Genomic DNA, 11,796 nt, shown 5'->3' with positions numbered 1-11,796 from the left:
AACAGACATCTGTATAAAAATAGTAAACAATATGACAGTTGATAAACTCTCACAACTGTCATTCATGCCATTTAATTCGATAGATAAATCAAGACCTGTACTCATCATCGACGATAGCTCGATGTATCGCACAGCTGCGAAAGGAATGTTACAAAAGCTCGGCTACGAAGGAGAAATGCTTCACTTTGCACAAGATGCGAAAGAAGCACTATTGCGCTGTCGACAGCATTCTTACGGATTGGTTTTCTTCGATTACAACCTTGGCGATAAGGCGAATGGTTTCCAATTAATTGATGAACTGCAAACCAAAGGGTTGTTAGCAGCCGATTGCGTAACCATCATTGTCACTGGCGACGCTACTGCAGATGTAGTTCGTGGATTTATGGAGTTAGAACCAGATGGCTACTTACTCAAGCCTCTCAACTACTCCACATTAAAAGAACGTCTACCAGGCTTTATCCGTAAAAAAAAGTTACTCTCAGACGTTCTCGTTACTTATGACAAAAAACAATATGAATCAGCGATTACGCTTATTGATGAGAACTTTTATACCGATGACGATATCATCGTTCGCTCTCAGTTAATAAAAGCCAATGCACTCATCAAACTCGACCGCTTAGACGAAGCGCGTAATGTGCTTATAAATTTGAAAGACAGCGGTGAAAATGGCCGTGTAATGCTAGCGCTTGGTCAAATTGCGCTAAAGCAACGCCAATACAAGCAAGGGATTTTCCTGTTAAAGCCATTGAAGAAAGACACCTTTCTTTCCGCAGCGGCCTCTCACCTATCGTCTGAGCTCAATGTCGCTCAAATCCAATTTAGAGAAGCGATTGAAGAGATTGATAATGCGATCACTATTTCGCCGAAAATGATTCAACGCCATTGGCTAAAAGTGTACTTGCACATGGCGTTGTTCGAGCTGCCAATCGCCATTCAAGCCATCAAAAGCATGATCCTTGAATCACGCCATTCTTTTCGAGAAAGCGTTGAAATGTACCAACTCGGCGCACTACTGCTTCTTGATCAAGCTCAGTTCTCCTCTCACAAGTCGCGACTTGTTCATTTATCTGCATTTACTAAGTGGGTTGAAAGCTGGCGCGCAAATTTTGACCGACTTACGTACAAGCCTATGGAGCTCTTGCTTTATGCTCGCGGTAATATACTTAAAAGTAACCTAACAAAAGCGCGCGAATGTCTTGATGAGTACAACCAGTTAATCGCTCAGTTAGAAAACCACACTCCGAGCTTGTTCGAACAAATAGAGCTTTCTAGAGTTACGTTACTTATGGGTAATCACTCAGACTACATTAAACAAAGTGAAGCGATTAACATCAAACTTAAACGTGAGCCTTTTACGAGTGAACATAAAGCAGTACTCGCATATATGTCTCAATGGCGAAGCAAGTCTGAGCGCCTTAGCGAATCCGCAAATAAAATGAAGAAAGAAGCGATTCGTTGTATTGAAAATCGAAATTTTGAACGCGCGAGTATTATTTTGGCTAAAGCGATCGACTCTCAAGCTGCCGATCCGGAAATAGCGAAATTATTACTAGGTGTTCTTACTCGTGCATGGCCTGCAAACATGGGTCGTCGCGAGGTAACGTCACTGGTCCTTCGATGTCGAGAGCAACTAAAAGGAACAGACTTTATTAAGTCAAAAGAGTTCTATGCTCAAAGCAAGATTCTTGCACAACAACTCGACTTCAAAGATTTACAATCCAACCCAGTGGCATAAATATGGAAATTTGTAATATTCTGATTGTTGAAGATGATCTTTTTCAACGTCGTATTTTAGAGCGCATGCTCTCTACAATTAATCATGCTCACATTCATACCGCTTCAAATGGCATTGAAGCCTTAGAGAGGGTGAAGAAAACGATTCCAGATGTCATCTTTTGTGACCTCTACATGCCAGAGATGGATGGTGTGGAATTTGTTCGTCAACTGGCTGATCAAGGGATCTCGCCAACTGTCGTGTTCACAAGTAGCGCTGCCTCTGATGTACAAAGTGCAGTGATAGAGATGTCTCGCTCATATGGTATTAAGAAGGTAACTAACCTTATTAAGCCTTTAAAGCGTGAACAAGTCTCTGAAATGCTCGATTGGGTAGCCCAAGAAACCTTACCTACCCATACCAAAGCAAATGTTGATACCACAATTAACAATCAAGACATTAAACGTGCGCTTTACTCCGATGAGTTCGTACCGTTTTTCCAAGCTCATTTTGATGCCAGAAATGGTCGATTAATCGGTGCTGAGTCTTTAATTCGTTGGCAACACCCTAGCTTAGGCATTCTTACTCCTATCCACTTTCTCGACCAGCTAGTCGAACTAGGGTTGAGTTATCAGCTGTCGTGCATCATGATTCGGCGTTCAATAGATATTGCTGCAAGCTGGCATCGAGCAGGATGGCAAATGGGCATATCCGTCAACGTCACTCCTTCTGATCTCGAGCACGATGACTTTGCCGATCGTGTTATTCAGATACTTGAAGAAGCCCGTTTTCCACCTAACAAGTTAACACTTGAAGTCACTGAAACTGAGTTAGCAACAGACCTCGCTCGTTCACTTGAAAACACGAGTCGTTTGCGTATGCGCGGAGTTTCAATCTCGATCGATGATTTCGGTACAGGCCATTCTTCCCTAACCCAGCTCATTTCGAGCCCTTTCACTGAGCTTAAAATTGATCAATTCTTCGTTAAAGAAATGCTACAGAATGATAAACACTTAGCGGCTATTCGTTTCGTCATTGCGTTGAGTAAGAGTTTAGATTTAAAGGTCGTAGCAGAAGGTGTCGAAACCCAAGGGCAAGCGCGTCGACTTGCACAACTTGGCTGTGATGTTTTACAAGGTTATTATTTGGCGAAGCCAATGTCAGCCCAGAACTTCTTTGAATACTGCCAGAAGCATTTTCAAAAACGGATTGAAAAATCCGTCGCAGTCACTGAATAAAAGCGTTAGATTTATAAATGTGTGATTAAGCGGCGACTTCTATCAGTCGTCGTTGTTATATTTGAACCTAGAAAAAGGCGATATCTCGTTGACTAAAATGGATTCTATTCAATGGCCATGTCCTCTAAGCGAGGATACAAAACAGGCCCTGATTGATATAGCTCAGACTACAGACAGCCTATCTCACCCTAACGAACAAGGCGTATTCTATGTGTTACATGGGATTGCGTTTGTTCATTTCTCTCCAGAAACCGTCGTGAATACCATGAACTCCGCGGTGATTCGTCGAGGTATCTGGGTCGGGAGTCCGGAACAAAACAAACGTATTCAAGTTCATAGCCACGTGGAGGAAGTATCTCCGTTGCAACTGGTGTTTTTCCCACATGACAAACTCAACAAGCTCTGTGAGGTGAATTTAGAAGTGTATAAGTTCCTTTATCATTCTCGTGAAGCGATGACATCAAGTTGGTTAACATCACAATTGGTTACGCTTTTCGATAAAGAAACTCGTATTGTCTACACCCTCACTGAACTAGCTGAATATGCACAAAATATTCAAGGAAGCGTTATTCGCTTGGAGTTGTCACAAAAGCAACTTAGCACTATCACCGGGATATCTCGTCCACGTCTAAACGAAGTGTTAAAGAATTTGGAATCAGCAAATGAACTGAGTCTTGAACGCGGTAATATTTTCATCAACGACCTTAAAAGGCTTAAGGAACGCTTAATGAAAATCGAAAATGCTATGCTTCTAGATTAAAGCACCGCCTTTGTAACCTAGAACTAAAAACGCCGAACTTATAAAGTTCGGCGTTTGTACGTTAATGTGACGAATTACTTCTCGTCATCATCCAGTGGAACAAGTTTAGTGTTGCCACCATGTGCTTTCTCTCTCAGACGTTGAATCATGGCATAGAAACCAGGAATCAAGAATGTACCTGCAAGTAATACACAGAGCAGACCACCAATTAGGGAAATACCCAACGAGTTTTGGCTTACGTGACCCGCACCTGAAGCAAATACCAGTGGGAACATACCTAAGATGAAAGACCATGACGTCATGTTTACTGCACGGAAACGCAGTTTACCGCCCTTCACTGCTGCTTCATCAAGATCGAGTTCATTCTCTTCACGTTCATTCTTAGCAAACTCTACAATCAAAATCGCATTCTTTGCGGCGAGTGCTATCAAGAGTACGAGTCCTATCTGAGCATATAGGTTTAATGGTATACCCGCTAAGTTCAATGCGAGGAATGAGCCTAATGTCGCGATTGGTACTACCAATATGATCGCAAGTGGAACAGTCCAACTCTCATACTGTGCAACCATGAACAAGTAAATGAAGATCAATGCCAAAGCAAATGCGTAGATCGCTTGGTTACCTGCCAAAACTTCTTGGTATGCCATGCCAGTCCATTCGTACTGATACCCTTGTGGTAGAACTTCCGCTGCAACACGTTCCATCGCTGCAATAGCATCACCACTTGAGTAACCATCTGCTGGTTGACCTTGAATAACGGCACTACGGTACATGTTGTAACGCCAAGCAACATCTGGTTCAAAGATTTGCTCGTAAGACACCAACGTACTTAGTGGTACCATCTCACCTTGATTAGAACGAACATGGAACAATTCTAGATCTTCCATTCCGCTACGATATTGGCTGTCGGCCTGCATCGTTACACGGAAGTTCTTACCAAACATAGTGAAGTCATTCACATACAGCGAACCAAGGTTACCCTGTAGCGTTTGGAAAATTGAAGACAATGGAATACCAAGCTGCTGCGCCTTATCACGGTCGATATCAACATAGTAGTGAGGTACGTTCGCTCGGAATGTACTGAAGGTATGGCGAATCTCTGGTTGTTGATTCGCCTTCTGAATCAGCTCGTTCATTACATTCGCAAGATCGGTACGGCTACGGCCTAGCGTATCTTCTAGTACGAACTCAAAACCAGATGCGGCACCCATACCCGGCACGGCTGGAGGGCCCATTGCAAATACTATCGCTTGAGGTAGCTCCATTGCAGCACGGCCGTTAATACGGTTTGCTATAGCTTGTGCGGAATGGTCGCCCTCTAAGTTGTTACGCTCGTCCCACTCTTTGAGCTTGATAAACAGCGATGCACCATTTGATGCAGCAGCACCGGTCATGAATGCGTAACCGTTGGCTAAGGTAATCCCATCGACGCCTGGTTCCTGTTCAACCATTGCGACCAATTGATCTGCCGTTTCTTCCGTACGTGACAAAGAAGCCGAGTCTGGCAGTTGAACGTTAACCAGCAAAATACCTTTATCTTCTTGGGGTACAAATGCCGTCGAAGTGGTCTTTGCAAAGTAAGTTACTGCACCTACTGCAATGATGAAGAAGGTCACAAGCATGATCGCTTTCTTCACTAGTAAGCCAGCAACCTGACCATAACGATGAGTAACACGATCAAGGCCACGGTTGAACGCTTGGAACCAACTTGAAGTGTTACCACCACCTTGCTTAAGCACTAATGAACACAATGCTGGAGATAGTGTCAGTGCGTTGATAGATGAAATCACAACAGAGATACAGATTGTCAACGCAAACTGACGATACATGATGCCTGTAATACCCGGCAGCATAGATACAGGTAAAAATACCGCAAGAAGAACCAAAGTCGACGTAACGATCGGGCCTGTTACCTCTTTCATCGCCTGCAAGGTTGCTTGACGAGGTGAGATAGATGGGTTCTTTGCCATTGTCGAGTCAACGTTTTCAATAACGAGGATCGCATCATCCACCACGATACCAATGGCGAGAATCAAGCCGAACAAGGTTACGGTATTAATGGTAAAGCCTGTCATCTGCATGACTGCAAAGGTACCAATCAAGGATACGGGAATAGCAACAACTGGAATCAAGGTAGCACGAGCACTACCTAAGAATAGGTAAGTTACGGCGATAACCAACAAAATTGCTTCAACCAGCGTTTTTGTCACCCCTTTAATAGACTCTGCAACGAACAGGGTTGTGTCGTAGCTCGTTTCATAAGCTAAACCGTCTGGGAAATTAACACTCATGCGGTCAAGTAGATCCATCACTAACTTACCACTCTCCAGTGCGTTTGCATCGGACTGAAGTGACAACGTTACGATTGAAGCATCTTGACCACGGAACTTACCAGAGCCATCGTAGAATTTCTTACCTAGTTCAACACGTGCAACATCTTTAAGATAAACCGTCGTGCCATCTGGGTTTGCACGCAATACAACGTTTTCAAACTCATCAACAGTTTCTAATCGACCTTTTGTTACTAGGTTAAACTGAACTTCTTGAGCGTTGTTATAAGGCGCAGCACCAACACGACCTGCTGCCACTTGGACATTTTGTTCAGCAAGTGCGCCATAAACATCAGAAGTGGTCATGTTCAAGCTAGCAAGTTTGAGTGGGTCAACCCACACACGCATTGCGAACTCACCACCGCCGAGTACGTTGACCTCACTGATGCCTTTGATACGCGCCAACTGATCTTTCACATTTAGGTTAATGTAGTTGATCAGGAACTGGTCATCATATTTGCCATCAGGAGAAAAGAAGTTCAGTACCATCAACAAATCAGGAGAGCGTTTTTTAACCGTAACACCAACCATTCTTACTTCTTGTGGAAGCTTAGATTCGATCTGGGATACACGGTTCTGAACGTTTACCTGAGCCATATCTGGATCGGTACCCACTTCAAAGGTCACATTAAGGTTATAAGAACCATCATTCGCACTCTTTGAGGACATGTAGATCATGCCTTCTACACCATTGACCGAAGATTCTATCGGGTCAGCAATGGCCTGCTCTACAGACTCGGCACTTGCGCCTGTGTAAAATGCTGTGACGCTTACAGATGGTGGGCTGATTTTTGGATACTCAGCGACAGGCAAAACAGCTAATGCGATTGCACCTGCTAACGTGAGAATTATGGATATGACCAGCGCGAACTTAGGACGCTGGATAAAGAAACGACTTAACATACTTTTTCCAGCCTATTATTGCTCAGCAGAAGTACCGACATCGACATGTTCGGACACCTTAACTGTTACACCATTACGCACACGCTGCAGGCCTTGAGTGATCACGACATCTTCAGGCTGCAAGCCTGTTTTGATAACAATACCCTGCTCAGTTTGTGCGCCCAGCGTCACGTTGACACGTTCAGCGATATTCCCCTCGCGAACAACCATCACAAAATGGCCCTCTAAGTCGGTTTGAACAGCGCGGCGAGGAATCACGTTAACGTCATTCGCTTGCTTTTCTCTTAGCTCAACACTGATATGCTGACCAGGGAGCAGTCGGTAGTCAGGGTTATCAACAATAGCTCTTAAAGAAATGGTACCGGTATTGGTGTTAATGCGGTTATCGATAAAATCAAGTTGTCCTAGGTGCTCAAAGTACTCGTCATTCTCTAACTTGACGTGAACTTCAACGCTATTTGATTCACTACTTCCGTCGCCTTCCATTTTGTCCATACCGAAGTTCAGACGCTCACGCTCACTCATGCTAAACGAGGTGTGAATTGGATCTAAGCTAACGAGTGTAGTTAGGATGCCGCTATTTGGTGATACTAGGTCACCAATACTTGCTTGGCTTTCACCAACACGACCTTTAAAAGGCGCGACAATTTTAGTATGTGATAGGCTAACTTCAGATGAGTTCAATTGAGCACGACTTGCTTCTAACTGTGCTTCTGCGCCAAGTAATGCAGCATTCAATGCATCATATTCTGATTTTGAAATACTGCCGCGAGGTAATAGGTCTTGTGCTCGCTCGAAATCAAGTTGCGCTTTCTTTAATGCCGCATTTGCTTGTGCAACCGCAGCCTTTGCGTTTGCAACTAGTGCTTCAAAAGGGGCTGGATCAATGGTGTATAACAATTCACCCTTTTGCACAATCTGACCTTCCGTGAAGTTTCGAGACAAAATATAGCCAGAAACTTGCGCAGTGATTGAAGCATCTTCTACCGCTTCAATACGTCCAATATAAGCGCGAGAGGACTGCAGAGGGATTACACTAACATCTTGTGTAACAACATTGGGAGAAGGAGCTTGGGCTTTCTGGCCCGAAGGCTCTGAACATCCAGTTATGAGAATCGCACCAATTGTTGTAGCGAGAAGTAGTTTTCTATTCATGAGTTAACCATAAGCAATTGTAAATATACGAAATTAGAATTTCACAAGCACGTTATACAATTAGATAAATAGAAATGTCCGAGGCGTATCAAAAATCAGATATGAGTTGTTTCAATTTGTAAACCCTACCAAAGGTAATATCGCTTATTCCGTACTCCACCTCACTCTACGCCGTGCCACTCCGCCTCATATTTTTTATAAAAGGATGAGGTATATCACAAAAGCTCTGCCTAAACTGATAACTCATCACTACTGTTAGAGGCACTACGATGACAACTAATAAATTTTATGTGTTTGTACCAAAAGCAATTAATGAAGATGCAGATCTGGAACAAAAGCGCAAAATGCTGTTAGAAGCAGAGCGCCGCTCGCTACTGAGTAAAGCTTACGACAAGGCTGGACTAGAAGGGAGTTAACCGAGTCTTTTAGACCCTTGTGGGTAACATAGGATTAAAAAGGCCGCTACCCTTCAATAGGTAGCGGCCTTTTACTGTATATCGATTATGTTTTTGGTTCTATGGCACACCGTGTCCTTTAGATGCAACCCAAACTCGGTACCACTGCTCACGTGTCAGCTCAATTTTCAGAGCATCGACTGCAGATTGCACACGTTCAATTTTACCAGAACCAATAATTGGTAGTGGTTTAGACGGAAGTTTACGTACCCAAGCATAGATTACCTGGTCAATGCTTTGAGCACCCACTTCTTCACGAATAAGCTCAAGTTCTGCGCGAACACGTTTCGCTTGCTCGGTATCACCATTGAAGATGCTACCTCCACCTAGACACGACCATGCCATTGGACGAACACGCAATGTTTGCATCAGGTCCAACGTACCATCGTGAGCAACCTCGAAATTGAGAGGATTGATTTCAACTTGGTTCGTCACCAGTGATTTGCCTAGACGAGATTGAAGCAGTTCGAAATGGCGTGGCGTGAAGTTAGAGACACCGAAGTGCTTTACCTTGCCGACTTTATGAAGCTCTGCAAAAGCTTCTGCGACTTCATCAGCATCCATCAGTACATCTAGACGATGAATCAACAAAACGTCGATGTTATCTACACCGAGGCGCTCTAGTGAGTTATTTACCGAATTAAAGATGTGAGTCTTGCTGGTATCGTAGTGATTGATCTTGCGTTCTGGATTCTTGTCCGTGCAGAGATTAATATCGCACTTAGTGACGATTTCAATGTCATCACGTACTGATTTGTCCAGAGCTAGAGCTTCACCAAAAAGACGTTCACACTCGTAACCACCGTAGATGTCAGCATGGTCTACTGTAGTGACACCCAGTTCGATGTGTTTTTTAAGAAACGTCAGTCTTTCTTGAGGAGTCATTCCCCAATCAGCCAAACGCCAATAACCCTGTACTAATTCAGAAAACTCTGGGCCTTGAGAGGCCATTACAACTTTGCTTACGTTATCTACCACAGGAATCTCCTTATTTTACCTGCAAGCTATATTAGAGAATCGTTGGTTATTCGACAAACGTCCCGTAACCCAATGGGGTGATCCATTTCACATTAATCAATTGGTTGATTATTAATTGACAGAACCAGTGATTCTCGCGTTGTCACTAACGAGGCTGTATACGTTTCATGAGTGCCACTTAACTTAAAATCAAACCGGCGTTCAAAAATCGATGATGTCTTATTAATAAAAGCAACAAGCTCTTTGTCTACTTGGACAACAGATTTAGACCCTAATTCCTGTTCAACATCGTAAACGTCTGCCTCTGCATTAACCCGAACCACACTCCAGCGATCTCTACGCATATTTAGATGTAACTGATTAAATGCGAAGGCACTGTTTGGGACCTCAAGTATAATCTTTGCAACATCGCCCTCTTCATTAAGCTCCAACATAGCGTCACTTCTGATGGAATAGTACTGCAGTGAATGCAAGCATAGTGCTTCTTTTAAGTTCTGAGGACACTCAATAACCTCATTTACATGCTCATGCTCTAAAAGTGCATCAAGTGTGATTGGCAGATGTGTTGTTGAAAAGCTGAGTGGGACGGCTTGTACGGAAGTCGTGACAAGTAAGGTGGCTAGAAGGGTTTTGAAATTCAGCATCTTGTAGTTGTTTTGTTCATTTTGAACAATTATACGCGAAGCTAAAGCTTTGACCCTAAGCAACAGATAAAAAAAATCGGGCTGCGTGCCCGATCAATCAAAAAATATGAATTATTAAAGTACATCCCAGTACTAAGAACCATTACCCGTACAGAGTACCAATAAGGCAGTGTGAATACAATACTTTATTCCATATAATTTCTAGTTGGTGGTAAACAACAAAGCGCAACTAAAATCGAGAGAACAAACAAGCACCCTATCGCGGCACTTTTATACACAGACCAGTAGTCAATCATGTCATAAGCATATTCGACGATTTCCATGTGCTTTCCTCATCAAGTGTAATTACTTAGTTAAATTTACACATCAATAACAAAAATTCAACTTATCGTACCAGTTACAAGAATAACAAAACCCCGCTCATTTTATAAAATGAACAGGGTTTAGATGCTTTATACGATTCATCTATCGGTTAGCGAGCTCATTGCTGATTAACTAAACACTAAGATTACCTATGTTGTGATTTCTAACTTTCTAAAGTACAAGCAAAGTCACACATTTATTTTTACAAACTACCTTTCTATATAAGTTTATAAATTAGCTCTTTTTTAAGCTTTCGATCACGTCAGCAGGTGCAATTTTACTCAACTCTTGAATACACAATTCTGCTTTATCGTTGTTTGATTTGATGTAGATATCGCATAACGCATAAAGCTGTTCAGGTGAGCCAGAAATTAAGTAAGCTTGTTCAAATGACTTTACCGACTCATCTATATTCACGTTTTCTTGTAAAACCCCGTTTAGGTACCAGAAGTAACTGTTTGATTCAGCCAGGTTAGCCGCAGACTCCATTGACTTTGCCGCCTCTGTGCGATTCTCAAGTCGCACTAATGTCAGCGCTTTAGAGTAATGCAAGTTCGCGCTATCATTATGATGAGTTAAGCCTTTTTCAAGTAATGCAAGAGCGCTTTGGTCATCAGATTGAGCTCTGAAGTTGTCTGCATAGTTAAGCCATACCTCTTCCGTTGCTTCTAGTGGTTTAGACGTTAACTCTTGATACATTTTGGCAGCCTGATCGTACTGACCGGTCCAACGTTCTAAGTTAGCGGTGGTTAACTGACTTTCTAAGTCAGATTTCTCCCCTAAATCCTCTTTGAGCTCCGAAATAGGTGCAAGCAACAACTTTTTCTGCTCGGCATTAAAGCCTTGATAGTCTTTAGCTAGATTTAGTGCTGCTGCATGCCTTACCTCTTTATTGTCGTCTAGCAACAATGGCGACACTAAACGCCAACGATACTCAACTTGATACGGGATTGCTCCTGCAACTGCAGCTGCTCGAATTTCCGCATTTGGGGATTTTAATGCACGAGCTATCGCAACTAACGCATTCTGGCTTGGATAACTGGCAAGCTCTTGCAAAGCTTCTGAACGTTCTTTTGCAGACGCACTCTTATCCTGGGCAATATAGGAAAGCTGTGTGGCTCGATCTTGAGACTTCAAGGTCTCAATCGATTGAGTATTACCTTGCGGGTTGATGCTCGCTTGATCAGCAGGATTACTCGCTGCAATCGCTGTACTCGCAAATAAACTCAGTAGTAAAATTTTTGCCGCTTTCATAG

9 protein-coding genes are annotated in these 11,796 nt (G+C 43.0%); 4 read left to right on the top strand and 5 right to left on the bottom strand.

Annotated elements, in window-relative coordinates:
* Nucleotides 1-31 precede the first annotated feature (31 nt).
* The 3 genes from DPF91_RS08725 to DPF91_RS08715 all read left to right on the top strand — a co-directional run bounded on the left by DPF91_RS08725 (nucleotide 32) and on the right by DPF91_RS08715 (nucleotide 3,712).
* A complete protein-coding gene (locus tag DPF91_RS08725) occupies nucleotides 32-1,735 on the top strand; it encodes a response regulator (RefSeq protein ID WP_117234020.1) in 1,704 nt (567 codons plus the stop codon).
* A 2-nt stretch (nucleotides 1,736-1,737) separates the two neighbouring features.
* Nucleotides 1,738-2,952, top strand: a complete 1,215-nt coding sequence (locus DPF91_RS08720; protein ID WP_117234019.1) for an EAL domain-containing response regulator — start codon at nucleotides 1,738-1,740, stop codon at nucleotides 2,950-2,952.
* A 97-nt stretch (nucleotides 2,953-3,049) separates the two neighbouring features.
* Nucleotides 3,050-3,712, top strand: coding sequence for a Crp/Fnr family transcriptional regulator (locus DPF91_RS08715; protein WP_117234018.1), 663 nt, complete (start codon nucleotides 3,050-3,052; stop codon nucleotides 3,710-3,712).
* A 74-nt stretch (nucleotides 3,713-3,786) separates the two neighbouring features.
* On the opposite strand, the gene DPF91_RS08710 is transcribed toward DPF91_RS08715, so the two are convergent.
* On the bottom strand, nucleotides 3,787-6,945 hold the full coding sequence (locus tag DPF91_RS08710) for an efflux RND transporter permease subunit (protein ID WP_117234017.1): 3,159 nt from the start codon (nucleotides 6,943-6,945) through the stop codon (nucleotides 3,787-3,789).
* Between the two features lie 15 nt (nucleotides 6,946-6,960).
* Nucleotides 6,961-8,100, bottom strand: a complete 1,140-nt coding sequence (locus DPF91_RS08705; protein WP_117234016.1) for an efflux RND transporter periplasmic adaptor subunit — start codon at nucleotides 8,098-8,100, stop codon at nucleotides 6,961-6,963.
* Nucleotides 8,101-8,369: 269 nt separating this feature from the next.
* Here DPF91_RS08705 and DPF91_RS22050 point away from each other — a divergent pair, with 269 nt between their 5' ends.
* A complete protein-coding gene (locus tag DPF91_RS22050) occupies nucleotides 8,370-8,516 on the top strand; it encodes a hypothetical protein (protein WP_164684099.1) in 147 nt (48 codons plus the stop codon).
* 99 nt (nucleotides 8,517-8,615) lie between these two features.
* Here the strand turns inward: DPF91_RS22050 and DPF91_RS08700 are convergent, their stop codons facing one another.
* The 3 genes from DPF91_RS08700 to DPF91_RS08690 form a co-directional block, all read right to left on the bottom strand.
* The gene (locus DPF91_RS08700; protein WP_117234225.1) at nucleotides 8,616-9,506 is read right to left on the bottom strand and encodes an aldo/keto reductase; all 891 of its coding nucleotides are present in this window, start codon (nucleotides 9,504-9,506) and stop codon (nucleotides 8,616-8,618) included.
* A gap of 119 nt (nucleotides 9,507-9,625) precedes the next feature.
* A complete protein-coding gene (locus DPF91_RS08695) occupies nucleotides 9,626-10,177 on the bottom strand; it encodes a hypothetical protein (protein WP_117234015.1) in 552 nt (183 codons plus the stop codon).
* Nucleotides 10,178-10,774: 597 nt separating this feature from the next.
* Nucleotides 10,775-11,794 carry a tetratricopeptide repeat protein gene (locus DPF91_RS08690; RefSeq protein WP_164684097.1) on the bottom strand — a complete coding sequence of 340 codons (1,020 nt, stop codon included), beginning with the start codon at nucleotides 11,792-11,794 and terminating at the stop codon, nucleotides 10,775-10,777.
* Nucleotides 11,795-11,796: the final 2 nt, after the last annotated feature.

Origin of the sequence: Vibrio maerlii (genome assembly GCF_003415655.1) — a bacterium.
GTDB lineage: Bacteria > Pseudomonadota > Gammaproteobacteria > Enterobacterales > Vibrionaceae > Vibrio > Vibrio maerlii.
The sequence above is the reverse complement of the archived record's forward strand: the minus strand, read 5'-3'. Positions and strand labels throughout refer to the sequence as shown.

Excerpts from the sequence above, each read along its gene's own strand:
- DPF91_RS08725 (WP_117234020.1), top strand. The coding sequence starts at position 32 with ATGACAGTTGATAAACTCTCACAACTGTCATTCATGCCATTTAATTCG.
- DPF91_RS08720 (WP_117234019.1), top strand. The coding sequence starts at position 1,738 with ATGGAAATTTGTAATATTCTGATTGTTGAAGATGATCTTTTTCAACGT.
- DPF91_RS08715 (WP_117234018.1), top strand. The coding sequence starts at position 3,050 with ATGGATTCTATTCAATGGCCATGTCCTCTAAGCGAGGATACAAAACAG.
- DPF91_RS08710 (WP_117234017.1), bottom strand. The coding sequence starts at position 6,945 with ATGTTAAGTCGTTTCTTTATCCAGCGTCCTAAGTTCGCGCTGGTCATA.
- DPF91_RS08705 (WP_117234016.1), bottom strand. The coding sequence starts at position 8,100 with ATGAATAGAAAACTACTTCTCGCTACAACAATTGGTGCGATTCTCATA.
- DPF91_RS22050 (WP_164684099.1), top strand. The coding sequence starts at position 8,370 with ATGACAACTAATAAATTTTATGTGTTTGTACCAAAAGCAATTAATGAA.
- DPF91_RS08700 (WP_117234225.1), bottom strand. The coding sequence starts at position 9,506 with ATGGCCTCTCAAGGCCCAGAGTTTTCTGAATTAGTACAGGGTTATTGG.
- DPF91_RS08695 (WP_117234015.1), bottom strand. The coding sequence starts at position 10,177 with ATGCTGAATTTCAAAACCCTTCTAGCCACCTTACTTGTCACGACTTCC.
- DPF91_RS08690 (WP_164684097.1), bottom strand. The coding sequence starts at position 11,794 with ATGAAAGCGGCAAAAATTTTACTACTGAGTTTATTTGCGAGTACAGCG.